Annotated in this window: 24 protein-coding genes and 1 pseudogene; 18 read left to right on the top strand and 7 right to left on the bottom strand. The window is 67.9% G+C overall.

What is annotated here, in order from left to right; genetic code table 11:
• The coding region (locus C5E07_RS19290; RefSeq protein ID WP_146080658.1) for a pyruvate kinase at positions 1-99 on the bottom strand (99 nt) is incomplete at its 3' end.
• A 425-nt stretch (positions 100-524) separates the two neighbouring features.
• Here C5E07_RS19290 and C5E07_RS18490 point away from each other — a divergent pair.
• From C5E07_RS18490 to C5E07_RS18500, 3 genes are read left to right on the top strand one after another with little or no spacing between them, the layout of a single operon-like run.
• Positions 525-2,381 (top strand): NAD(P)/FAD-dependent oxidoreductase, encoded by a 1,857-nt coding sequence (locus C5E07_RS18490; RefSeq protein ID WP_104301482.1) that lies wholly within the window; start codon positions 525-527, stop codon positions 2,379-2,381.
• Positions 2,378-3,409 (top strand): SMP-30/gluconolactonase/LRE family protein, encoded by a 1,032-nt coding sequence (locus C5E07_RS18495; RefSeq protein ID WP_104301484.1) that lies wholly within the window; start codon positions 2,378-2,380, stop codon positions 3,407-3,409. Before C5E07_RS18490 ends, C5E07_RS18495 begins: the two co-directional genes overlap by 4 nt.
• 24 nt (positions 3,410-3,433) lie before the next feature.
• Positions 3,434-3,958 (top strand): MarR family winged helix-turn-helix transcriptional regulator, encoded by a 525-nt coding sequence (locus tag C5E07_RS18500; RefSeq protein ID WP_181058183.1) that lies wholly within the window; start codon positions 3,434-3,436, stop codon positions 3,956-3,958.
• Between the two features lie 28 nt (positions 3,959-3,986).
• On the opposite strand, the gene C5E07_RS18505 is transcribed toward C5E07_RS18500, so the two are convergent.
• On the bottom strand, positions 3,987-5,447 hold the full coding sequence (locus C5E07_RS18505; RefSeq protein WP_258064051.1) for an MFS transporter: 1,461 nt from the start codon (positions 5,445-5,447) through the stop codon (positions 3,987-3,989).
• 116 nt (positions 5,448-5,563) lie between these two features.
• Between C5E07_RS18505 and C5E07_RS18510 the strand changes: the two genes are divergently transcribed.
• The 6 genes from C5E07_RS18510 to C5E07_RS18535 all read left to right on the top strand — a co-directional run bounded on the left by C5E07_RS18510 (position 5,564) and on the right by C5E07_RS18535 (position 12,893).
• The gene (locus tag C5E07_RS18510) at positions 5,564-6,013 is read left to right on the top strand and encodes a MarR family winged helix-turn-helix transcriptional regulator (RefSeq protein WP_104301490.1); all 450 of its coding nucleotides are present in this window, start codon (positions 5,564-5,566) and stop codon (positions 6,011-6,013) included.
• Between the two features lie 74 nt (positions 6,014-6,087).
• Complete coding sequence (locus C5E07_RS18515; RefSeq protein WP_258064052.1) at positions 6,088-7,134, top strand: NADPH:quinone oxidoreductase family protein; 1,047 nt, start codon at positions 6,088-6,090, stop codon at positions 7,132-7,134.
• Between the two features lie 81 nt (positions 7,135-7,215).
• The gene (locus C5E07_RS18520) at positions 7,216-8,343 is read left to right on the top strand and encodes a Gfo/Idh/MocA family protein (RefSeq protein ID WP_181058185.1); all 1,128 of its coding nucleotides are present in this window, start codon (positions 7,216-7,218) and stop codon (positions 8,341-8,343) included.
• A 122-nt stretch (positions 8,344-8,465) separates the two neighbouring features.
• Positions 8,466-9,290: a PRD domain-containing protein gene (locus C5E07_RS18525; RefSeq protein WP_104301496.1), complete on the top strand. Its 825-nt coding sequence runs from the start codon at positions 8,466-8,468 to the stop codon at positions 9,288-9,290.
• 106 nt (positions 9,291-9,396) lie between these two features.
• Positions 9,397-11,349: a beta-glucoside-specific PTS transporter subunit IIABC gene (locus C5E07_RS18530; protein WP_104301498.1), complete on the top strand. Its 1,953-nt coding sequence runs from the start codon at positions 9,397-9,399 to the stop codon at positions 11,347-11,349.
• Complete coding sequence (locus C5E07_RS18535) at positions 11,346-12,893, top strand: glycoside hydrolase family 1 protein (protein WP_104301500.1); 1,548 nt, start codon at positions 11,346-11,348, stop codon at positions 12,891-12,893. The genes C5E07_RS18530 and C5E07_RS18535 overlap by 4 nt, the downstream gene beginning before the upstream one ends.
• A 268-nt stretch (positions 12,894-13,161) precedes the next feature.
• Here C5E07_RS18535 and C5E07_RS18540 read toward each other — a convergent pair whose 3' ends face one another.
• On the bottom strand, positions 13,162-13,800 hold the full coding sequence (locus tag C5E07_RS18540; protein WP_104301502.1) for a recombinase family protein: 639 nt from the start codon (positions 13,798-13,800) through the stop codon (positions 13,162-13,164).
• Positions 13,801-13,809: 9 nt separating this feature from the next.
• Positions 13,810-13,914: a helix-turn-helix domain-containing protein gene (locus tag C5E07_RS18545; RefSeq protein WP_228497005.1), complete on the bottom strand. Its 105-nt coding sequence runs from the start codon at positions 13,912-13,914 to the stop codon at positions 13,810-13,812.
• An 82-nt stretch (positions 13,915-13,996) separates the two neighbouring features.
• On the opposite strand from C5E07_RS18545, the gene C5E07_RS18550 reads away from it, so the two are divergent.
• The 5 genes and pseudogenes from C5E07_RS18550 to C5E07_RS18570 all read left to right on the top strand — a co-directional run bounded on the left by C5E07_RS18550 (position 13,997) and on the right by C5E07_RS18570 (position 17,094).
• A complete protein-coding gene (locus C5E07_RS18550; protein ID WP_258064055.1) occupies positions 13,997-14,293 on the top strand; it encodes a PadR family transcriptional regulator in 297 nt (98 codons plus the stop codon).
• Between the two features lie 2 nt (positions 14,294-14,295).
• The gene (locus tag C5E07_RS19295; RefSeq protein ID WP_146080659.1) at positions 14,296-14,823 is read left to right on the top strand and encodes a hypothetical protein; all 528 of its coding nucleotides are present in this window, start codon (positions 14,296-14,298) and stop codon (positions 14,821-14,823) included.
• Positions 14,824-15,093: 270 nt separating this feature from the next.
• On the top strand, positions 15,094-15,435 hold the full coding sequence (locus tag C5E07_RS18560) for a hypothetical protein (RefSeq protein ID WP_146080660.1): 342 nt from the start codon (positions 15,094-15,096) through the stop codon (positions 15,433-15,435).
• A 216-nt stretch (positions 15,436-15,651) separates the two neighbouring features.
• Positions 15,652-15,811 (top strand): annotated as a pseudogene (locus C5E07_RS18565) (IS110 family transposase); the annotation flags it as partial.
• 41 nt (positions 15,812-15,852) lie between these two features.
• A complete protein-coding gene (locus tag C5E07_RS18570; RefSeq protein WP_104301511.1) occupies positions 15,853-17,094 on the top strand; it encodes an MFS transporter in 1,242 nt (413 codons plus the stop codon).
• 48 nt (positions 17,095-17,142) lie between these two features.
• Here C5E07_RS18570 and C5E07_RS18575 read toward each other — a convergent pair whose 3' ends face one another.
• The gene (locus tag C5E07_RS18575) at positions 17,143-18,072 is read right to left on the bottom strand and encodes a DMT family transporter (protein ID WP_258064053.1); all 930 of its coding nucleotides are present in this window, start codon (positions 18,070-18,072) and stop codon (positions 17,143-17,145) included.
• A gap of 442 nt (positions 18,073-18,514) precedes the next feature.
• Here C5E07_RS18575 and C5E07_RS18580 point away from each other — a divergent pair, with 442 nt between their 5' ends.
• The 4 genes from C5E07_RS18580 (at position 18,515) to C5E07_RS18595 (ending at position 20,965) form a co-directional block, all read left to right on the top strand.
• The gene (locus tag C5E07_RS18580) at positions 18,515-18,841 is read left to right on the top strand and encodes a hypothetical protein (RefSeq protein WP_104308669.1); all 327 of its coding nucleotides are present in this window, start codon (positions 18,515-18,517) and stop codon (positions 18,839-18,841) included.
• Between the two features lie 56 nt (positions 18,842-18,897).
• The gene (locus C5E07_RS18585) at positions 18,898-19,644 is read left to right on the top strand and encodes a DUF429 domain-containing protein (RefSeq protein WP_104301515.1); all 747 of its coding nucleotides are present in this window, start codon (positions 18,898-18,900) and stop codon (positions 19,642-19,644) included.
• A gap of 73 nt (positions 19,645-19,717) precedes the next feature.
• Positions 19,718-20,482 (top strand): class I SAM-dependent methyltransferase, encoded by a 765-nt coding sequence (locus C5E07_RS18590; protein WP_104301517.1) that lies wholly within the window; start codon positions 19,718-19,720, stop codon positions 20,480-20,482.
• A 45-nt stretch (positions 20,483-20,527) separates the two neighbouring features.
• Entirely contained in the window at positions 20,528-20,965 is a 438-nt protein-coding gene (locus C5E07_RS18595) for a VOC family protein (protein WP_104301535.1), read from the top strand.
• Positions 20,966-21,282: 317 nt separating this feature from the next.
• Here C5E07_RS18595 and C5E07_RS18600 read toward each other — a convergent pair whose 3' ends face one another.
• Positions 21,283-22,134 (bottom strand): SDR family oxidoreductase, encoded by an 852-nt coding sequence (locus C5E07_RS18600; RefSeq protein ID WP_104301519.1) that lies wholly within the window; start codon positions 22,132-22,134, stop codon positions 21,283-21,285.
• On the bottom strand, positions 22,131-22,502 hold the full coding sequence (locus tag C5E07_RS18605) for a helix-turn-helix domain-containing protein (RefSeq protein WP_104244573.1): 372 nt from the start codon (positions 22,500-22,502) through the stop codon (positions 22,131-22,133). The genes C5E07_RS18600 and C5E07_RS18605 overlap by 4 nt, the downstream gene beginning before the upstream one ends.
• Between the last annotated feature and the right edge of the window lie 81 nt (positions 22,503-22,583).

Below are 22,583 nucleotides of genomic sequence, written 5' to 3' on the forward strand. Positions count from 1 at the left end.
GCGCGTGACGTTGACGCCGGCGCCGATGAGGGCGCGGATCCCTTCAGGGGTGTTGACGGCTGGACCGAGGGTGGCGACGATCTTCGCTCTACGGCTCATCTTGCTTTGCACCTCGAGGTGGTGGTTGACGATGCGGCCACGGAATGTCGCCGCATGGGCTTTGTGTTTTGACAATCGGTTGCCATACTACCGGTGAGTCGCAACCACCTCCTCTTCGAAGTGGCGGCTCCGAGGATGCGACCGTGCGTTCGTGCCACTCATCCGAGGGCCAACGGCCCGGGTGCACGGTCGCACCCCCTCGCCATCAGGCGACCGACATGCCGCGCCTCGCTCGCAACTCGCGCCTGGAATTGCCCAGTGAACACCCAGGGAAATTACTTAGCTTCAGGTTAATCGTTCTCAAAGAACGGGAGATCGATCCGAAGATGCCTGGTCGCGCCAGCTACGGCGGCGCCTCAGCGGCCCCCTCGCACGCCCGTGATTCCCTGTGCGCTGCGACCATGCACCACCTGAACAGGAGTCCGATGACCATCGCAACCACAGACACCTCCAGGACAGACTCAGAAGTTCCCCCCGATATCGAAGACCTGCGCCGAAAGTATCGCCGGGAGCGCGACCGCCGTGCTCCGTCAGGCTCAACTCGGAGCTACACCTCAGCGGCAGGCACATTCGGCTACTACGCCAAGGACCCCTACACCCCCTACCACGAGCGCCCCGCACTGACTGACACGGTCGAAGCCCTCATCATCGGAGCTGGCTTCGGCGGCCTCCTGACCGCCGCGCGGCTCAAGGAGTCGGGCGTCGAGTCGGTGAGGATCATGGACGAGGCCGGCGACGTGGGCGGCACCTGGTACTGGAACAGGTACCCCGGCATCCACTGCGACATCGAGTCGTACGTGTACATGCCACTGCTCGAAGAGGTCGGCTACATGCCGAGATGGCGGTACGCGCCAGGCGAGGAGATCCGTCGGCACGCGATTGCCATTGCAGAGCACTACGGCCTGTACGACGACGCACTGTTCCAGACCAGAGCGACCGCTCTCGAATGGGACGCCGAACGCGAGAACTGGCTGGTGACGACCGACCGCGGTGACCGCTTCCACGCGACCTACGTGGTGACCTCCTCCGGCACGCTCACGCAGCCGAAGCTGCCCGGCATCCCCGGCATCGAGACCTTCCGCGGGCACACGTTCCACTCCAGCCGCTGGGACTACTCGTACACGGGAGGAACCGCAGATGGCGGACTGTCCAGGCTTGCCGACAAGCGGGTCGCAGTCGTGGGCACGGGGGCGACCGGGCTGCAGCTCATCCCCCACGTCGGTCGAGACGCCCAGCACCTCTTCGTCTACCAGCGCACGCCGTCCACGGTGGATGTCCGCGACAACCGCCCCACGAATCCGGAGTGGGCTGCTTCCCTGCGCCCCGGCTGGCAGCGAGAGCGGATGGAGAACTTCCTGGAGGTCCTCGCCGGGGAACACGTCGAGGAGAGTCTCGTGACCGACGGCTGGACGGCGACGGTCGACCTGCAGCGCCAGATCCTGAGCGGCGCCGTCGACGAGAGCGTCTCGCGCGAAGAGCGGGAACTGCGCGACGAGCTCGACGACGCTCGCACGATGAACCGCATCCGCTCGCGCGTCGACGAGGTCGTAGCCGATCCCGCGACCGCCGAGGCCCTCAAGCCCTGGTATCGGTACATGTGCAAGCGACCTGGCTTCAGCGACGAGTACCTGCAGACCTTCAACCGGCCGAACGTGACGCTCGTCGACACCGCGGACCACGGGGGCATCACGCGCATGACGGAGACGTCGGTGGTCGTCGGCGACGAGGAGTTCGAGGTCGACTGCGTGATCTTCGCGACCGGATTCGAGGTCGGCGTGTCCGGTGTGCTCTCCGGCACGCTTCCCGTCACGGGGCGCGGCGGGCAGACGCTGCTGGAAGCGTGGGGGCAGGGGATCCAGACGCTTCACGGATTCGCGACCCACGGGTTCCCGAACCTCTTCCACCTCAGCGCGCTGCAGAACGCCAACTCGGTGAACTTCACGCACATCCTGCAGGAACAAGCCGAGCACATCGCTGCGGTCATCGGAGAAGGGCGTCGACGCGGTGCCAGATACCTGGAACCGACACTCGAAGCACAGCACGCGTGGGTGCGGGAAGTCGCATCCACGGCCGCCGATACTCGCGCGTTCCAGGCGGAGTGCACGCCGGGCTACTACAACGGAGAAGGCACTCGCTCCATCGGCGGTGCGACCTACAGCCCAGGCCCGGTCGTCTTCCATCGGGTGCTGCGCGAGTGGCGCGCGAACCGGATGCACGAGATTCTCGTCGAACCGTCCACGTCTCACCCGCAGGAGACCGCCGGCGTGGGGGTGAGCGCATGACCTCGAGTCGGAACCGCGGGCGGACTGCGGCTATCGGAGCCGGCACGGCGCTCCTCGCGGTCGCGCTGAGCGGATGCGCCACCACCGCTGGGCAGCCCGCAAGCGGCACCACGGCGTCGCCGCAGAACATCACGGCCACGGAGGTGGCGCAGGTCACGACCGTGCACGAGGCAACGGGCATGACCTTGCTCGAAGGGCCGACATTCGGCGACGACGGACTGCTGTACCTCGTCGACGTGACAGCCCCTCCCGGCTCCCCGAAGGTGCACCGTATCGATGTGGAGACGGGCGAGTCCTCGTCGGTCTACACCGACGACCGGAGCGCGCTCACCTCGGCGCAGTTCAGCCCCGTCGACGGACGCCTCTACGTCACCGACTTGATCGGCGGCCGCATCCTGAGCATGACCGCCGAGGGCGAGGACCCGCGCGTGGTCTTCGAAGGAGAAGTCGAAGGGACGCCGATGAGCCCGGACGACCTGTCCTTCGACGAGACCGGCGCGTTGTTCGTGACCGACGCGGCCGGAGCATTGGCACCGTACTGGGAACCGTCCGGGCGTCTCGTGCGCGTCTCCGCAGACCGAGCCACCGCCGACGTCCTGGCCAGCGAGCTCGCGTCACCGAACGGACTCGCGTTCACTCCCGACGCGAGCGGACTGTGGGTGACGCTCAACACCGGCAACCAGGTCGACTACCTGACGCTCGCCGAGGACGGCACGTCGGTCGCCACAGCCCACCCGGCCATCCGCGTGGATGCCGGCAAGGCGCAGATCGATTCGGCGGCGGTTGACGCGGAGGGAAATCTCTACGTCGGTCTGCACAATCGCGCGGCGGTCCTCGTCTACGACCCCGACGGATCGCTCGTCGCGGAGGTCGTCGTTCCCGACGACGCCGGGGTCTCGTCCGCGACCAACATCGCCATCCAGCCCGGCACGACCAACGGGTTCCTCACCGTGAGCGGTGAGGGTGGTGGTTTCGTGTACGAGTTCGAGGCGCTCGGCGAGGGCATCCGACCCTCGAACGGCGGGTAGCTCCACCGCGAGGGGAGGCAGATCGTGAGCCTATCCGCCGATTCGACGTACGGTGGTCGTGTGCCGCGACAGGAAGACGAACGGATAGAGCTGCTCGCGCAGGCGACGGCGCTCGATGCGACCTTCAGAGACGCTGCTCTTCGAACCTTCCTGCCTCCCCTCCTCGACATCGACCTCACGGTGCAGCAGCTCAAAGTGCTGACGGTGCTCGTGACGACCGAGGACGGCACGACCGGCGCGAGACTCGCCGGTATGTTCGATGTGTCCATGGCGTCGATGTCGAAGCTGCTCGACCGGCTCGAGGCCCGCCAGATGGTCTCGCGCCATGAGGACCCGGATGATGCGAGAGCCAAGCGCGTTCGGGCGACCGACATCGCACGATCGGCGATGCGGAACCTCGTCGTCACTGGTCCTGAGTTCAGAGACGGCATCCTGGGCGACCTCGAGCTCGGAGAGCTGCGGGCTTTCGTGCGCGGCATGACCGCCGTCTCCGACGCTCTGGCGGCACGCGCCGCCCGACCATCCCAGGGCGCCGACAGAGCGGAGTGAGCACAAGGCGCACTCCGCTCCGTCAGTGTCAGCGGCTGGTCAGCGCTGGCTCCGAGTCCGTCGACGCCCCTTCCGTCGGGGCGACACCGCTGTCGACGCCGTGCTTGCTCGCGGGGATGCAGCAGGCGACCGCGGTGGCAAGGGCCGCAATGCCGGCGCCGATCACCAGCACCACACGGAAGCCGGCTTCCGACGGCATGACGGGGCCGGGGCCCGACTCCAGCGTCATCTGCGCGAGGACGACGCCGACAATGGCCGCGCCGACCGTCGTGCCCAGCGAACGCATGAGCGTGTTGAATCCGTTCGCCGCAGCCGTTTCAGAGAGGGGGACGGACCCCATGATGAGGGCTGGCATCGCCCCGTAGGCGAGCGCGACGCCGCTGTTGACGACCAGCGAGGTTGCGAGGATCCCCCAGACGCTTCCCATGCCGAAGAGCGCAACCCCGTAGCCGAGGGCTATGACCGCGGAGCCGAGTGCGAGCGTGAACTTGGGCCCACGTCGGTCGGTCAACCGGCCGCCGACGGGTGAGAGCACGAGCATCATGAGCCCGGCGGGAGCCATCCAGAGCCCGGCGGCCAGGACGCTCTGTCCGAGGCCGAATCCGGTGCTCGTCGGAAGCTGCAGCACCTGAGGCAGGACCAGCATGCTGGCGTACATGCCGAAGCCGACGAAGATCGAGGCGATGTTCGTGAAGAGCACGCGAGGTCTCACTGCGGTGCGCAGGTCGATCAGGGGATCCCGTGTTCGAGTCTCCCAGAAGCCCCAGGCGACGAAGACGAGGGCCGCGACGGCGAAGAGGCCGAGCGTCACGCCCGAAGTCCACCCCCACAAGGACCCCTGCGAGATCGCCAGGATCAGCGAGACGAGGCCGATTGCGAGGCCGATCGCACCGGGTGCATCGAACCGCTGGCCGGCAGCGGCGGCTGGAACGGCAGGGAGCACGAGGCGAAGCGCGAGTGCGGCCAGCACGGTCACTGCGGCGCTTCCCCAGAAGAGCGTGCGCCAATCGGCGAACTCGATGACGGCGGCCGCCACTGGTAGACCGATCGCACCGCCCACGCCGAGTGTGGCACTCACGGTCGCGATGGCCGACGACAGCTTCTCTCGGGGGACGGTGTCTCGCAGCATGGCGATGCCGAGCGGCACCAGGCCGGTCCCAGCTCCTTGTAGCGCGCGTCCGGCGATCATGACCTCGACACTCGGCGCTATCGCACACAGGACCCCTCCGAGAATGAGCGGCACGGTCGAGATGAGGAGCATGCGCCGCTTCCCGAAGAGATCGCCGAGGCGCCCCGCGATCGGCACGGCGACGGCTCCCGCGAGCAGCGTTGCGGTGACGATCCAGGCCGTGTTCGACAGCGATGTGTCGAAGATCGCGGGGAGCTGGGCGATCAAGGGAGTGATCATCGTCTGCGTGAGCGAGGCGGCGATGCCTGCGAAGGCCAGCACGGCGACGACGCGTCCGGAGCGAGTGGGGGAAGTAGCCAACCTGTTCTCCTGAAGATGCATAGTGCAATTGATATGTATTCTGCAATTGCAGGATACACACCCGAGTAGACTCAGGCCACACCAACGCGGATTCACGGCGTTGAGACGGAGGCTCCATGGATCGACGCATCGCCGATATCGAGTACCAGCAGATGCTGCTCGGCCGCTTCTCGGCGTCACAGCACCGCCACGACGAGGGCGTCGAACGCAGCGCCTACCTGCTGCTGAGCAGACTCCACCAGCAGGGTCCGATGTCGATCGGCGAACTCAGCGTGGCTCTGCGACTCGACACCTCCACCGTCCATCGACAGACCAGCTCGGCCATGCAGGCGGGCCTGCTCGAGCGCATCCACGACCCCTCTGGGGGCATCGCACGAAAGTTCAACGTCACCGCAGAGGGAGAGAAGCGCCTCCTCGCCACACGGCAGCGCTCGCTCACAGCCCTCGAGCACATCCTCGACGAATGGCCAGACGACGACGTCAATCGGTTCGCCGACTACCTGAGCAGGTTCAATCTGGCAATCGAGGGCTACAGCGAGGCCACCAGAGCCCAGGAGCAGCGCTGAACTCAGCGCTTCCGCGACGGTCGAGAACCCGCCCACGGAGGTCGCCTCTCACCGAAGCGGCTAGCGTGAAACGCATGCCGGATGCTCTGCCAGACCAGCCCACGCACGACGCGCCACGCGACCCTGCGCCCGACCGAGCAACTGGGATGCGGGCGGTCGTGAACTCGACGGATGGCGGCCCGCGGAGCTTGCAGCTCCGCGAGGTGCCGGTGCCCCACCGAGCTCCAGGTCATGTGCTCGTCGAGGTGCGGGCGGCCGGCGCCGCGTTCCCCGACGTGCTGCAGTCGCGCAGCGAGTACCAGCACCGCATCCCGAATCCGTTTGTGCTCGGCAGCGAGTTCGCGGGAGTTGTCGCCGAGGCCGGCGAAGACTCCGGGTTCGCAGAGGGCGACCGGGTCTTCGGTGTCGCCAGCCATGGCGCCTTCGCCGAGTACGTCGTCGCACCGGCCGACCGGGTGCTGCCGCTGCCCGACTCGATCAGCTTCGTGGATGCCGCGGCGCTGCCCATCAACCTCCTGAGCGCCGACTTCGCCCTCCGCGACCGCGGGCAGGTGCGGGCAGGGGAGACCGTCCTCATCCAGGGGGCCGCTGGCGGGCTCGGCGTCGCCCTCATCCAGCAGGCGAAGCTCATCGGCGCCACCGTCATCGCCGTCGTCTCGACCGAGGAGAAGGCTGCGCTCGCACGCTCGGTCGGCGCTGACCACACGGTCTTCGCTGCAGACTTCCTCGCCGAGGTCCGCCAGCTCACCGACCACCGCGGTGTCGACGTCGTCCTCGACCCCGTCGGCGGCGACCGCTTCACCGACTCCCTGCGGTGCCTCGCGAAGCGCGGGCGCCTCGTCGTGCTCGGCTTCACCGGCGGCAGCATCCCGACCGTCAAGACCAACCGGCTGCTGCTTGGCAACATCTCCGTCGTCGGCGCGGCTTGGGAGGGGCTCATGCCCGAGTGCCTCGTGTCGCTCCCCGAGCAGTGGGCACGGCTCTCGCCCGCCGTCGAGCGCGGCGAGCTGCGCGCCTCGATCACCGCGGTCGTCCCCCTCCGCGAAGCAGCCGAGACCGTCGCGAGCCTCGAGGAGCGCCGCGCCCGCGGCAAGGTCGTGATCGACCTCGGCCTGGAGTAGGCGGACGCCGCGAGCTGCGCCGGGGCTCACGAGACGACGCGCCCCTCGACTCACCCCCTCGCCCGATGCCAGACTCGGATGATGACTGGCCCCACCGCCCCCGCGTTCGTCGCCGAACTCCCCGCCCCCATCGCTCGCCTCGCGGAGGGTGTCGAGCTGCTCGACCCGGCGGATGCTCCCCCGTTGCGCTGGGGAATCCTCGGTGCCGGCCATATCGCGCGCAGATTCGCGCACGAGGTGCCCCGTCACACCCGGTCGGCGATTGCGGCGGTCGGGGCGCGCGAGCTGTCGCGCGCCGAGGCCTTCGCCCAGGAGCTCGACGTCGAGCGTGCGTACGGTTCCTACGCCGAGCTCATCGCGGATCCGAGCGTCGACGCGATCTACCTGGCAACCATCAACTCGACACACCACGAGCTCGCGCTCGCGTGCATCCGCGCAGGCAAGCCGGTGCTCGTCGAGAAGCCGTTCACGCTCAATGCCCGCGAGGCCCGCGAGGTCTTCGCCGCTGCAGAACAGCGTGGAGTGCTCGTCGTCGACGGCATGTGGACGCGGTTCCTCCCCCAGTTCACGGTGACGAGGCAGATCGCCGCCAACGGAATGCTCGGTCGCCTCGTCACCGCCCACGCGAACTTCGCCGGGATCATGGAGACCCCCGTCCCGCGCATCGTGGACGTCGAGCAGGGCGGTGGCGCGCTGCTCGACATCGGCGTCTACTCGGTCGCCGCGGTCCACGATCTCATGGGCTCGCCCGTCGAGGTCGCCGCGGCAGGCAACCTGCTTCCCGGGTACGCCGTCGACGGGTCCGCATCCGTCATCATGCGCACCGCGAGCGCCGTCGGCACGGCTCGGTGCAGTTTCGAGGGACGAGCCGCGTCGAGCGCGGAGTTCGTGTTCGAGCACGGCATCGTCGAACTGCCCGGGGAGTTCTTCGTTCCGGGAATGCTCCGCGTGAGCGAGTTCGACCGCGACGGGTCCGGGGAGGCCACGGACGAGTCGACCGATGGCGTCAGCGGTGCCACCGTCAGCGAGTGGGATGCGACGGTGCCAGGCGGCTTCCAGTTCGAGGCCGCCGAGTTCGCGCGTCTCCTCGCAGACGGGGCCACGCAGTCTCCCGTGATGCCCTGGCAGGCATCCATCGAGATCTTGGAAGTGCTCGACCAGGCCCGGGCCGCGGTTGGCGTCGTCTACCCGGGCGAGACGACCCCGTAGCCCTCCCGCTTGCCATGTCTCGAGGATGTGGTTACAGTGACAGCGGCTTGTCACTGCTTCCGCAGGCAACACCGCAGCTGTTTCGACGACGATTTCAGCAAGCGTGTTCCTAGGAGAGCAAGATGATCATTCGGCGGGTACTCAACAACAACGTTGTTGACGCGTTGGACGACTCCCTGCAGGAGGTCATCGTCTTCGGCAAGGGACTCGGGTTCCGCTCGAAGCCGGGCGAGCGCGTCGACCAGTCGCTCGTCGAGAAGGTCTTCCGGCTCGAGGACGACGCGGCCAGCCGGCATTTCGCCTCCATCGTCGACTCGATCCCGGCCGAGATCCTCACCGCCACCGCCGACCTCGTCGCCCGCGCGCGCGCCGAGCTGAGCGCGAAGATCAGCGACAGCCTCTACGCGAGCCTCGCGGACCACTTCGTGTTCGCCGTGCAGCGTGCCCGCGACGGCGGCGACTTCACCGTGCCGCTCGCCGTCGAGGTGCGCCGCTACTACCCGAGCGAGTACGCCTTCGCGAAGAGCGCCGTCGCCGAGCTCAACTCGCGCCTCGACGTCGAACTCCCCGAGGAGGAGGCGACGAGCATCGCCCTCCACGTCATCAACGCCCAGGTCGGCGGCGCCGCCGACAGCGCGGCCCGCCTCATGGAGCTGACCCACTCGATCCTCGACATCGTGCGCCTCCACTTCGGCCTGCACTACGACGACGCCAACTCGTCGTATCTCCGCTTCGTCACCCACGTGCGCTTCTTCGCGCAGCGTGTGCTCCTCGGCGAGACCGTGCAACGCGACGACGCCGAGCTGCTGCGCATCCTCACCGAGCAGAAACCGGCAGCGTTCTCGAGCGTCGACAAGGTGGATGCGTTCGTGAAGCGCAGCCACGGGCACGCGATGAGCGCCTCCGAGAAGGTCTACCTCGGTCTGCACATCGCGAACTTCCTCTGACACGGCACCGCCGCATCCACCCCACAGTTTTCAACACCCCAAGAATCCACCGCAGCGTGAGGGCAACCGCGTGAAGCCGGGATTCTCCCCGACCAGGAGACACCCCATGAAGTACGAGAAAGACGCCGCAGCGATCATCGCCGCAGTCGGCGGCGAAGAGAACATCTCCTCGCTCTACCACTGCGTCACCCGCCTGCGCTTCGGCCTGAAGGACAACACGAAGGCAGACCAGGCCGCGCTCACCGCGATCGGGCCCGTCGTCGGCGTCAACGACGCCGGCTCGCAGTACCAGGTCATCATCGGCAACGACGTGCCGCTGGTGCACAAGGCGATCGTCGCCGAGCTGCCGCGCCTCGCGAGCTCCGAAGAGGGCGCAGCAGATGCATCCGCCGGCACCAAGGGCGGCAAGCAGAAGCTGCACACCCGCTTCTTCGACTTCATCTCCGGCGTGTTCGCACCCATCCTCCCGGCCATCGCCGGCGCGGGCCTCCTCAAGGGTGTGCTCGCCCTCATCAACGCGTTCGGCTGGGTCGACCCGAGCTCGCAGACGTTCCTCATCTTCTCGGCCATCGCCGACGCGGTCTTCTTCTTCCTGCCGATCGTCGTCGCCGTCTCGGCAGCGCGGAAGCTCAACGCGAACCCCTACGTCGCGGCGTCCCTCGGCGCGGTCCTCGTCTACCCGGCGCTCACGACCATGCTCAGCGCCGGCGAGCCGGTCGCGCTCCTCGGGGTCACGGTCACGTCGGTCTCCTACGCGTACTCCGTCATCCCCGTGCTGCTGGGCGTCTACCTCATGTCGTGGGCTGAGCGCCTCTTCACGAAGATCATCCCGTCGTTCCTGAAGCTGACCTTCGTGCCGATGCTCACGCTCGTCACGGTCGTCCCGATCACGCTCGTCGCCCTCGGCCCGCTCGGCACCTTCGTCGGCAACGGCGTCGCGGGCGGCATCAACTGGGCGCTCGACAACGGCGGCGCACCTGCCGGCTTCGTGATCGGCGCGCTGCTCCCGCTCATCATCATGACCGGGATGCACTACGCGCTCGTCCCCTTCATCCTGCAGAACCTCGCCACTCTCGGCTACGACAAGTTCCTGCCCCTCACCTACGTGCAGACGTTCGCGACCGCCGGTGCAGTCTTCGGCGTCTTCCTCCGCGCCAAGAACGCGCAGATCAAGGCGCTCTCCCTCTCGACGACCTTCACGGCCCTCATGGGCGTCACCGAGCCAGCCCTCTACGGACTCGCACTCCCGCTGCGCCGCCCCCTCATCGCCTCCATGGCGGGAGCCGGCGTCGGCGGCGCCATCTCGCTCGGCTTCGGCGTGCAGGCCTACGTGCTCGCCGGCAACGGCGGCCTCCCCGGCCTGCCGGGCCTCGTCGGAGCCACCTTCGGGTGGGCGATCCTCGGCATCGTCCTCGCGTTCATCGTCTCGACCGTCGTCTCCGCCATCCTCGGCATCGACGAGTCGATCCTCGCCAAGGCCTCCCAGACCGTCGCGGCGCACGAGAAGCCGGCGGCCGCAGCCACCGCAGCCAGCGCCGCCTCGACGACGGATGCACCCCTCGCGCCCTCGAGCGGCGAGCTCATCGCCTCCCCCATGGCAGGCGAGCTCATCCCCCTCGACGACGTGCCAGACAAGACGTTCTCGCAGCGTCTCGTCGGCGACGGCGCCGCCATCCGCCCGACCAGCGGTCACGTCACGTCGCCCGTCACGGGAGAAGTCGTCACCGTCTTCCCGACCAAGCACGCCGTCGCCATCCGCAGCGACCAGGGCACCGAGGTGCTCATCCACATCGGCATCGACACGGTCTCCCTGCAGGGCCGCGGCTTCGAGGCGCACGTCGCGGAAGGCGACCGCGTCACCATCGGCGACCCGCTCATCGACGTCGACCTCGACGCCGTCAGCGCCACCAACGACACCGTGACGGTCATCGTCATCACCAACCTCGGCCTGCGCTCGATCGTGCCGGGCACCCCCGGCACGCGCGGGAACGGCGACGCGCTCATGCACGTCCTCTCCACCATCGACGCCGAGGCCAGCCACAAGGAGGCAACCGCATGACCCGCACCACGGAGCAGCGCACCGCAACCGACCCGAGCCCGCACGGAGCCTCCGGCGCCTTCCCCAACGGATTCCTCTGGGGCACCGCATTCGCCGCGAACCAGGTCGAGGGTGGCTTCGACCAAGACGGCAAGGGCCTCTCGCAGGCCGACGTCATCCCCTTCCGCAAGACCGGCGACTACGTCGACATCACCTCCCTCATGAAGGCGACGGATGCGCAGATCGCCGAAGCCATCGCCACCCCGGGCGCTGCCGGCTACCCCAAGCGCTCGGCAAGCGACTTCTACAACCGCTGGGAGGGCGACGTCGAGCTCTTCGCGGAGCTCGGCCTGAAGTCACTGCGCATGTCGATCGCCTGGTCGCGCATCTTCCCCAACGGCGACGACGCCCAGCCCAACGAGGAAGGCCTCCTCTTCTACGAGCGTCTCTTCACGCGCCTCCGCGAGCGCGGCATCGAACCGGTCGTCACGATGTCGCACTACGAGATGCCCCTGCACCTCGTCACCGAGTACGGCGGATGGTCGAACCGCGCCGTCGTCGGCCTCTTCGAGACGTACGCGAGGACCATCCTCACGCGGTACCGGGGACTCGTGCGCTACTGGCTCACGTTCAACGAGATCAACACGACCCTCATCGAGCCGTACACGGGCGGCGGCATCATCGAGCGCGAACCCGAGGAGGGCGTCGACCCACGCCAGGTCGGCTACCAGGCGCTGCACCACCAGTTCGTCGCGAGCGCCCTCGCCACGAAGGCCGCCCGCGAGATCGCCCCGGATGCGCAGGTCGGCTGCATGCTCGCCCGCATGGCCCACTACCCGGCCACCTCGGCGCCCGCCGACATCGTGCGGGCCCAGTGGGACAACAACATGAACCTGTTCCACACCGACGTGCAGGTGCGCGGCCGGTACTCGGGAACCGTGCGGCGCTTCTGGCGCGACACGGGCATCCACGTCGCCATGGAGCCGGGCGACGAGGCGCTCCTCGCCGCCAACACGGTCGACTTCATCTCGTTCAGCTACTACATGAGCCTCGTCTCCTCCGTGAGCCCCGAGCAGTACGGCGCAACGGGTGGCAACCTGTTCTCGACGATCAAGAACCCCCACCTGCAGACCACCGAATGGGGCTGGCACCTCGACCCCGAGGGCCTGCGGTTTGTGCTCAACGACCTGTGGGACCGCTACCAGGTGCCGCTGTTCATCGTCGAGAACGGCCTCGGGGCGACGGATGTGCTCGAAGGGTCCGGCGACGACCGGGCCGTGCACGACGAGTACCGGATCGACTATTTCCGCCAGCACCTGCAGCAGGTTCGGGAGGCCATCGAGGACGGCGTCGACCTGCTCGGCTACACGTCGTGGGGCGGACTCGACATCGTCAGCGCCTCCACGTCGCAGATGACGAAGCGGTACGGGGTCATCTACGTCGACCTCGACGACGAGGGCGCCGGCAGCGGCGACCGCGTGCGGAAGGACAGCTTCCACTGGTATCGGGAGCTCATCGCCTCGAACGGCGCCACGCTCGAGGCGCTGCCCGCAACCGGCGCGTAGGCAACACCGGCGAGTGACCACGGCCGTTCGTCCCGAGAGGGCCGCCATGCGTGCATGGCGGCCCTCTTCTGGCGCGCCGCATCGGCCAGCCGGACGATACGCTCGAAGCCACGCCTTCTCCCCCAATGCGCAGATTCTGTCACGCGAGAGGCCCCCGTCAAGAGCGTTCCGCGTCGCATGCGATGCGGCAAGCCGCGCCCTGGACCGCGGCCTCTCCCAGTGAGGGGCAGCAGGTATTGGGAGGACGGGCAAGAAGCGGGCAGGCCGCTTACGCGGAGAGCTGCGTGCCGTCGAGCTTGGCGTCTTCGGCGGCGCGACCGAGCGCACGCGAAACGGACGAGCTGCCGACGCCGAGCACGGTCGCGATGCGCTGGATGCTGTGCCCTTGGGCTCGCATGTTCAGCGCCTGCTCTGCGCGCTCGGGCGTCATCACGGACGGGCGACCGCCGACGCGGCCCTGGGCTCGCGCGTGCGCGAGCCCGCGCTGTGTGTTCTCCCGAATCGTGTCCACGCGGAGCTGCGCGAAAACAGCGACGATGCCGAACAATGCGCGCCCCATCGGCGTGGTCGTGTCGATGTTGGGCTCAGTGAGACTCTTGATGTTGATGCCGCGATCGTGCAGCTCACTGATGGCCTGAATGGCCATCGTCTCGCTACCCGCGATGCGGTCGAGACGGCGCACGACGAGAGTGTCACCCTCGCGCAGATAGTCGAGGCAGGCGAGCCCCTGCGGCCGCTTGGCGGTGCCCGTTCCGGCGCCGGGTCGAGTGGCCTCCAGACACTGCGGGGCCCAGCGTCGCAGAGTCCGCACCGCAACGCCGGAGTGCTCCGCAAAACGCGTCCACGGCACGCCGTCCTGGTGTTGGCGCACGAGCTCGGCTTTCTGCCGGTCGCTGAGGTGCGCCATGATCCCTTGTCAGGCCCGCTCGACGTGCTCGGCCAAGTGCCGATAGATCGTGGGCCGGGACACCCCGAACGTGTCGGCAATTTCCTGCACGGTGTGGCCGCATTCGAGAATCAGCTTGCCAGGCTCTCGCTATTCATGCTTCACTACTAGCGTGTCTCGTATACAAGCTCGACAGGATGCGCAACTGACGCGCGCAGTGCTCCCGTTGGTAGTTCTGCAACTTATTCAGCAGGAGGAGTCCTACGGGTATGAGTTGGTCGAGCGCTTGACGGCGCTCGACCTCGAAGTCAGTACGGGGTTGGTATATCCCGTCCTGAACCGGCTCGAACGGGACTCTCTCGTCACAACGTTCTCCAGGTCGTCGCCGAGTGGCCCGCCTCGTAAGTACTTCGCGCTGACGGATGCAGGCGCAATTGCACTCGCGGTCGCCCGACATCAGTGGGAGCAAACTGCTACGGCCGTGTCCGAAGCCATCAAACTCGAAAAGGAATGAGCATGTCACACTTCACTCAAGCCAAACATTCGACATCCATGCGCGCATCCATGTACTTGCTTCGTCTGGACTGGCACCTCGAGGGAGTCGTCTCTGCGTCCGAGCGTAGGCGCATCCTGAGAACGCTGCGCGACGAGATTGACACGGATGGGCGGCCGGTGCAAGCGGTAATTGCCGACCTGGGTGCCCCGCGAACACTTGCAGCACGCTATGGCGAGGGAGGATGGATGCGGCCGCTCTGGTCAATCGGCACGTTGACTGCCGCGGCAGCGCTCGGCACGTACTGGGTCGTGTTCCTCTCGTTCGCCGGGGGCATGCTGGCAGTGGTGGATAGCGCTGCACCGATGAAGGCGGAGGCAACCTTCGTCTTCGTGCCCGTCAACGCGTTCTCGAATGATCAGGGCTTCGGCATCGGGTGGTCGGGGGGATGGGAATGGCTCGTCGTGCCCATCGTCATCATCGCCTTCTTCCTGCTCGTCGGCGCAAGGGTCTGGCGCCTATTCCGTCGCGACAGAACGACCACCGAGTAGATCGAAGGATCAATCGGTGATGGCGGGGACAACCACCACTCCCCAAGGTCGATGACAGAGATCGGCATCACTGCGCCGCCACGAGGCGAATTGACTCACGCATGAGACAGGACATACATCGCCGTGATCGCGGCGACATCTACGGCTGTGATTCACAGACGTTGACGGCGTCCGGCTCAACCTCTCCCCCACAAACGATCGTTTGCGGGGGAGCAGCTGCCGGGCCACGCTTGTGGGAACGAGCCGAGCGCGACGCCGAGGAGCAAGCTGATGACCGTCCGTCTAGACCGCCCGAAGCGGATGACCACGATCTCGTACCGCCTGCACGACGCGGCCGATTTCGAGACCTCCAAGGGTGGCTATCTCGTGAGGCCAACGTACTGCGAGGTGAAGTGGTTCTCCGGGGCAATCGGCAAGATCGAGGTGACGGGAAACGTCGTCTCTCGCAAGACGGGACTCGTGGGCAACCGGCTCATCAGCGAGACGTTCATCATCCACGCGGCCAACGAGGGGGAAGACGTGAACCCGAGCCAGGCCTTCGACGGCCCCGACGTAGTCGTGGAGATCTTTCAAGCCGCAGTCGCGCTCGGCGAACGCGGTTCCATTGACTGACAGCAGAACGGCGGTCACTGACCGGTTCCGGCAGCGGCTCGGGCATCCAGGCTCTGGCGCTGGAGGTCAGCAGCTGACATCACTCGCCCCATAGACCCGAGCCGTCTGGTCGAAGCGGGAGCGACCCATGGCCTGCGATCTCGGTCCAGTCACCGTCATAAACGATCAGTTTCGAGCGATTCCTGAAATCCACAAGACCGCATCCGCACCACTTTCAGAGACCCAGTTTCAAGGTCGTACTACGACCGGAAACGAGCGCAAGGCAAACGCCACAACCAAGCACTCGTGAGCTCTCGCGAGACGACGCTGCGACGTTCTCTGCGCAATACTCCGAGACGGCACCATCTACCAGCCACCTATGGCTCCTGCCGCTTGACAAGACCATAGGGACACCCCCTCATCTGAAACGGACCTCAATTGCCCGCTTCCCCCCAGCGCCGCCGCTTCGCGCTGTTCGTGCTCTTCTTCCTGCCGGGCATCACGATCGCATCCTGGGTGACCCGCACCCCCGACGTCCGGGATGCGCTCGGCGCGTCGACCGCGGAGATGGGGCTGATCCTCTTCGGCCTGTCGGTCGGGTCGATGGTCGGCATCCTCAGCTCGGGCCGGCTCGTCAGCAGGTTCGGCGCGCGCCCGGTCATCGCCGTCGGCATGACCCTCGTCGCGGCGAGCGCGCTGACGATCGGGGCGGGTGCGGCGCTGGCCTCCGGCATCGTCGTGGCCCTCGGGCTCGCCCTCTTCGGCCTCGGCATGGGCGGCGCAGAGGTGGCGCTCAACATCGAGGGGGCTGACGTGGAGCGGCAGCTCGGCAAATCGACGCTGCCCGCCATGCACGGCTTCTTCAGCCTCGGCACCACCATCGGCGCAGTCGGCGGCATCGTCGCGACCGCCACGTCCTTCCCCATCCTGGCGCACCTCAGCATCGCCGCCGTGGTCGTCGCGGTGGGGCTCGTCGCCTCTATCCGCCTCCTTCCCCGGGCTACCGGCAGGGCGGCGCTCGAGGCGAGCACCGACAAGGAAGATGCGCCAACCAGCAGTCCGCTCTGGCGCGACAGGACGCTGCTGCTGATCGGCGTCATCGTGCTCGCGCTCGCCATGGCGGAGGGCAGTGCCAACGACTGGCTCCCTCTGGTCATGGTCGACGGGCACGGCTTCGACGCGGCCTGGGGCTCCGGCATCTTCGCGGTCTTCGCCCTGTCGATGACCGTCGGACGGTTCGTGGGCGGCTCGTTCGTCGACCGCTTCGGCCGGCCCGCGGTGCTCTGCGCGAGCGCGCTGATCGGCGCGGCAGGGCTCGCGCTCATCATCTTCGTCGACAACCAGGCGGTCGCCGCCTGCGCCGCGATCCTGTGGGGCCTCGGCACGGCACTCGGCTTCCCCGTGGCCCTCTCGGCCGCTGGCGCCTCGGGTGACCGGCCCGATGCGCGCGTCGCGTTCGCCGCAACGCTCGGCTACATCGCGTTCCTCGTCGGGCCGCCAGCACTCGGCTTCCTCGGCGAGGACTTCGGGCTCAGATCCGCGCTCATCGCCGTGCTGGCCCTCGTCGCCGTCGCCGCCGTCGCGAGCTGGCTGGTCGGCCGCGGGGCACCGCGGCAGGAGGGCTCCGACGTCGCAGTCGCACCGCGATCGAGCTCCGAGAACTCGACCTCGCAGCGCTGAAGACGCCCGCGCTCGTCAGCTACCCGGTTCGTTGCGACACAGGCGGATTCAAGCCGCCCGCCGGAACGCCTGCGCGTTCGCGACGACGACTCCGACGATGACGATCGCCCCGCCCACAAGCTGCCCGATCGTGAACGGCTGTCCTGCCAGCAGGGTGAACGCGACCGTGAACACGGTGATCAGGTTCAGGAACACCCCTGCTCTGGCCGCCGGGATGACGGCGAGCGCGCGGTTCCAGAGCAGGTAGGACAGCACCGACGGGAACACCGCGATGAGCAGCAGCGACGTGAGCGCTTCCGCTGAGACCGGGAGCTGCGGGCCGCCCGTCGCGAGGGTGACCGGCGCGACGAGGAGCACGGTGATGACCGCCTGGATCGACGTCGAGGTGATCGGCGGCAGCGGCGGCGATCGGCGGCCGATGATCGTGTAGGCCGTCCAGATGCCGACGGCGCCGAACATGAGCAGCTGCCCGATCCCGAACCCCGCCTCCAGGAACGCGCCGACATCGCCGCCGCTGACGACGACGAACACGCCGACGAGGGCGATCACGACGCCCCAGATGCCGGTGCTGGTGAGGCGCTGATTCAGGAAGACTGCGGCGGCGACCGCGATCACGGCGGGGTTGAATGCGTTGATAAGGGACGCGCTGAAGGCATCGCTGTACTGCAGGGCGGCGTAGAGCGTCAGGTTGTAGCCGACGAGCCCCGTGCAGCTGAGGGCGAGCAGCCACGGCCAGGCTCGCAGCACCTCACGCCATTCGGGACGCTCCACGAAGTGCGCGATCGCGAGCAGCGGCACGGCGGCGAGCGTCCAACGCCACAGCACGAGGCTGAGCGGGTCCAAGGTCTTGAGCACTGCCTCGCCGACGATGTAGTTGCTCGCCCAGAACAGGGTCGCCCCGAGCAGCGACAGCACTGCGATCACCAGCGAGCGACGAGCGGATGCGTCCTGCGCCGCACCCAACGAGCCCACACGCACGAGCACCCTCCCTGACCCGGGCAGCGGAACGCGGCTCGACCACGTCAGCCTAGCCAGGCGGTAACGCGAGTGCGGTCGCTTCGCACCGGTCGGAACCTGGCCGCGTGCTTCTGAGCATCCACGAAACGTACAACGGGTGTTATACACTCGATCATGGTCAGAATCACCTGGGACCCTAACCCTGACGCGGTCGCGCATATGCGCGACCGTCACGGAGTCGAACCCCACCAGGCTGAGGAAGCGCTCGACGACCCGGAGGCCCTCCTCCGCTCACCGGACCCAGCAAGTCGATCCAGCAGATCAGACCGGTACATCGGATGGAGCACATCGCTTCAACAGCTACTTGTGGTGATCGTGATCAGGCACGATGGGCGCCTCTTCGGCGGCAACGCCTGGCCTGCCAATGCTTCCCATCGAAAGCTCTACGAAGAACGGCGAGACAATGACTGACGCACTCCCCCAGGACGCACGCGACGCGATCCGCGCCGAGCTCGAGGCGGACAGCCCCGAGTATCGAGAGACCACCACTGAGGGGCAGTGGACGAAACCCAACCATGGGCCATCTCCGCTCTTGACGCTCCGGGTACCCGCGGAGGCGCTTGAGGCACTGCAAGCACTTGCGGCGAAGAATGGCGTGTCGCTGTCGACGCTCACTCGAGGGTTCATCTTGGAGGGGCTCGCCGCGCACCAGGGCGACGATCTGCGCGTCGCGATCGAGCGCCTCGAGCGTGACCTCGCAGCAGTGAAGGCGCGCGCCCTCGCGAGTTGAGAAGACCTGGCGCGAGTCGCAGCGGGGCCCAGTCGCGTTCCCGTAGCGTTGCTCGAGTGAGAACCGTTGGCGTTGACCTGGCCGCCGAGCCCACCCGGACGGCGCTCGCCGCCATCGAGTGGGGAGCGGATACGGCCCGCGTGGCCGAGCTGCGGCTCGGCATCCACGACGCGGACATCGTCGACCTGTCGGTGGATGCGACGAGCATCGGCATCGACTGCGCGTTCGGCTGGCCCGTCGAGTTCGTCGAGTTCGTGACGGCGCACGCAGGACGGGCGACGGGGGCGCGCACGCACTCCGGCATCGACCTGCGTCGGCGTCTCGCCTACCGAAACACGGACCGGGTCGTGCGCGAGCGCACGGGGCGGTGGCCGCTGAGCGTATCCACGGACCGGCTCGGCATGACGGCCATCCACTGCGCCGAGCTGCTCGAGGCGTTCGAATCGACCGGCGAGGAGGTCGACCGCTCCGGCGGCGGACGCTTCGCCGAGGTCTACCCCGCCGCGGCCCTGCGCGCCTGGGGGCTGCTCACTCCCGGGTACAAGACCAAGCCGGAGGCGCGCGTCCTGGCGGCGGCGGCGCTGCTGGATGCGCTCCCCTGGCTCGAGACGACCGACGAGCAGCGCCTGCTCCTCGGCCGCTCCGACGACGCCCTCGATGCCCTCGCCGCATCCCTCAACGCGCGCGCCCACGCGCTCGGCAAGACGCTGCCCGTCGCACCAGACCTGCTCGACGCAGCGAAGGTGGAAGGCTGGGTCGCCCTGCCGACCTGCTCCATCGCCGAGCTGGCGCCCCACACCTGACGCCTGACCCCTGACGCCTGACGCCAGCCGGAACCGCCGCCGAGCGCTCAGCCACCGCGCCTAGCATCAGCGCATGACTCGAGCTGCGCGCAACTGGTTCACCGAGGGCGGGCGGGCCTACGCCGACTTCCGCCCGAGCTACCCCTCGACGCTGGCCGCTGAGCTGGCCGAGCTCACGCCGAGCACGGCCCTCGCCCTCGACGTGGGCTGCGGGAACGGCCAGTTCACGACCACCCTCGGCGACGTCTTCGAGGAGGTCGTCGGCCTCGACCCGAGCGAGGAGCAGATCGCCAACGCCGCGCCGCATCCGCGCGTCGAGTACGTGCAGGCGCCCGCCGAATCGCTGCCGAGCAGCATCCACGACGGCTCCGCCAGCCTGGTCAGCGTCGCCCAGGCCGCGCACTGGTTCGACCTGCCCAAGTTCTACGACGAGGTCACCCGAGTGAGCGCCGACGGCGGCATCCTCGCACTCCTCTGCTACGGCATCCTCCACATCGACGATCCGGCAATCGACGAACGCGCCCAGCGCTTCTACGCCGACGACCTCGACGCCTACTGGCCGCCGACACGGCGCCTCGTCGAACGCGAGTACCGCGACCTCCCCTTCCCGTTCGAGGAGCTCGAGTTCCGTGCTCCCAGCATCGAGAAGAACCTCACGCTGGATGCGCTGCTCGGCTACTTCTCGACCTGGTCGGCCGTCCGCGCCGCCCGCGAGGCCGGCCAGGAGCATCTCCTCGAAGCCGTCGGCCGTGACCTCGCCGAGCTCTGGGGCGACCCCTCGACCGAGCGGCGGACGACCTGGCCCATCGGCGGTCGGGTCGGGCGAGTGAACCGGTAGCGCGGGCCCCGCATCCGCTCGGCAAAGCTGAGTAGCATGCGGACCATGCCCATCAGACTCGAGAATGTCGGCATCGCCGTCCGTGACCTCGAAGCGACCATCGCCTTCTTCACCGACCTCGGCCTGACTGTGCTCGGCCGCGACGAGGTGAGCGGCGAGTGGGCGTCCACGGCCGTCGGCCTCGACGGGAACCACGCGAAGATCGCCGTGCTGCAGACACCGGACGGACACGGACAACTCGAGCTCTTCGAGTACCTCAACCCAGAGGCCATCGAGACCGAGCCGACGCTGCCCAACGAGATCGGCATGCACCGCGTGGCGTTCTCCGTCGACGACCTCGACGCCTCGCTCGCGATCGCCGCCAGGCACGGCTGCCACCCGCTTCGTGGCGTCGCGAACTACCAGGACGTGTACAGGCTCACCTACCTGCGGGGGCCGAGCGGCATCATCGTGATGCTCGCTCAGGACCTCACGAAGAGCTGACACGCCGCGCAGCCAGCGCGACCCCGGCGCCCGGATCGCCGACGAGCGGAGCCGAGGACGGAGCCCGAGCCCGAAACCGAACCCCAGACCGCTACTGCCACCCCCGCGGCGCCGCCTCCCTGACCAGCATCAGTGCAAAATCGCCCGAAACCGAGCGCAACTTGGCCCAGCGGGCCGAATCTGCACTGATGTTGGTCAGCCGCCGACCGGAGTTCTGTGCCCGACGCGAACCTCGTCACGGATGATCCCGCGAGCTCGTCCGTGATCACGCGCCCGACGATCAGCGCACTCGGGGGTTCGGCGATCGGTGCCCTCGGCTACGCTCTCGCAAGGTACTCGGCGAACGAGACGGGGGCCCTGCCCGTGACCCGTTCGACGTCGACCGAGACCCTCGACAGCTCACCGCTCGCGATCGCCGTGTACGTGCTCACCCAGGCATCGTTCTGCCAAGGCGGCGCGCCCCACTTCGCCCGCGACTCGTACGCCTCCTCGAGCGTTTCGTCGTGGAACGTGACGGCGGTGCCGCTGGCGAGCGCGATCGCGTCCGCGATCTCGGCCGCGCTGAGGGCCTCAGGTCCCGTCAGGTCGTACGTCGCACCCTGGTGCGCATCCGGCGCGAGCAGCACGCTCGATGCGACCGCGGCGACGTCGGCGCGGCTCACGATCGACACACGTCCGTCTCCCGCGGGGCCGCGCAGCACGCCGTCGTCGCCAACGAACATGGGCATGACGTCCATGTAGAAATTGTCGCGCAGGAACGTCCACGCCATCCCCGACGCCTTGAGGTGCTCCTCCGTCGCGAAGTGGTCTCGCGCCAGCGTGAAGGTCGAGTCCGGCGATGCCCCGAAGAACGACGTGTAGACGACGTGCTCGACCCCGGCGTCTGCCGCCGCGTCGATGAACGCGCGATGCTCGTCGAGCCGTGTCTCGCTCTCGGACGCCGACACCATGAAGAGCGTGTGGACGCCGCGCAGGGCGGCCGTCGATGCGGCACGATCCGCGTAGCTGAAGGGCGCGACGACGCAGCCGGGCAGCTGGGGCGCCTTCGCCGGCGTGCGCGCGAGGAGGAGCTGCGGTGCTCCCACATCCGCGAGCTGCCTGGCGACGCGTCCGCCGACAGCGCCCGTGCTGCCGGTCACCGCGATGCGATCGACGCGTGATTCGCTCATGCCGCCCTGCTCTCGTCGTACCGGAGCTGGGCATCCCCGACGTCGGACATGTGCTCGGCAGCCCAGTCGGTGAGGATGCGGAGCGGACCGAGCAGGCTGCGGCCGACCTCCGTCAGCTCGTAGTCGACACGGGGCGGCACCTGCGGGAAGACGGTGCGCGTGACGAGGCCATCACGTTCGAGGCCGCGGAGCGTCTGGGTGAGCATCTTCTGCGAGACGCCATCGACGGCCGCCTGGATCTCCGAGAATCGCTTCGGCCCGTCGTGCAGCGTGCCGACGACCAGCACCGTCCAGCGATCGCCGATCCGATCCAGCAGTCGCCGCGACGGGCAGTCACGGACGTACGGGTCCCACAGCGGCTCGGACATGGTCCACCCTTCCTCGGAGTATCCACAGGTTACCCAGTCACCAGCGGAGACTCAAGAGGTGCACAAAGGGCACTTCGCGGT

Origin of the sequence: Pseudoclavibacter sp. RFBJ3 (genome assembly GCF_002931375.1) — a bacterium.
Lineage (GTDB): Bacteria > Actinomycetota > Actinomycetes > Actinomycetales > Microbacteriaceae > Pseudoclavibacter.

Coding starts and splice junctions, on each gene's coding strand:
- C5E07_RS18530 (WP_104301498.1), top strand. CDS start 9,397: ATGAAGTACGAGAAAGACGCCGCAGCGATCATCGCCGCAGTCGGCGGC.
- C5E07_RS18595 (WP_104301535.1), top strand. CDS start 20,528: ATGCCCATCAGACTCGAGAATGTCGGCATCGCCGTCCGTGACCTCGAA.
- C5E07_RS18560 (WP_146080660.1), top strand. CDS start 15,094: ATGACCGTCCGTCTAGACCGCCCGAAGCGGATGACCACGATCTCGTAC.
- C5E07_RS18590 (WP_104301517.1), top strand. CDS start 19,718: ATGACTCGAGCTGCGCGCAACTGGTTCACCGAGGGCGGGCGGGCCTAC.
- C5E07_RS19295 (WP_146080659.1), top strand. CDS start 14,296: ATGTCACACTTCACTCAAGCCAAACATTCGACATCCATGCGCGCATCC.
- C5E07_RS18580 (WP_104308669.1), top strand. CDS start 18,515: ATGACTGACGCACTCCCCCAGGACGCACGCGACGCGATCCGCGCCGAG.
- C5E07_RS18600 (WP_104301519.1), bottom strand. CDS start 22,134: ATGAGCGAATCACGCGTCGATCGCATCGCGGTGACCGGCAGCACGGGC.
- C5E07_RS18605 (WP_104244573.1), bottom strand. CDS start 22,502: ATGTCCGAGCCGCTGTGGGACCCGTACGTCCGTGACTGCCCGTCGCGG.
- C5E07_RS18525 (WP_104301496.1), top strand. CDS start 8,466: ATGATCATTCGGCGGGTACTCAACAACAACGTTGTTGACGCGTTGGAC.
- C5E07_RS18495 (WP_104301484.1), top strand. CDS start 2,378: ATGACCTCGAGTCGGAACCGCGGGCGGACTGCGGCTATCGGAGCCGGC.
- C5E07_RS18535 (WP_104301500.1), top strand. CDS start 11,346: ATGACCCGCACCACGGAGCAGCGCACCGCAACCGACCCGAGCCCGCAC.
- C5E07_RS18540 (WP_104301502.1), bottom strand. CDS start 13,800: ATGGCGCACCTCAGCGACCGGCAGAAAGCCGAGCTCGTGCGCCAACAC.
- C5E07_RS18515 (WP_258064052.1), top strand. CDS start 6,088: ATGCCGGATGCTCTGCCAGACCAGCCCACGCACGACGCGCCACGCGAC.
- C5E07_RS18490 (WP_104301482.1), top strand. CDS start 525: ATGACCATCGCAACCACAGACACCTCCAGGACAGACTCAGAAGTTCCC.
- C5E07_RS18520 (WP_181058185.1), top strand. CDS start 7,216: ATGACTGGCCCCACCGCCCCCGCGTTCGTCGCCGAACTCCCCGCCCCC.
- C5E07_RS18510 (WP_104301490.1), top strand. CDS start 5,564: ATGGATCGACGCATCGCCGATATCGAGTACCAGCAGATGCTGCTCGGC.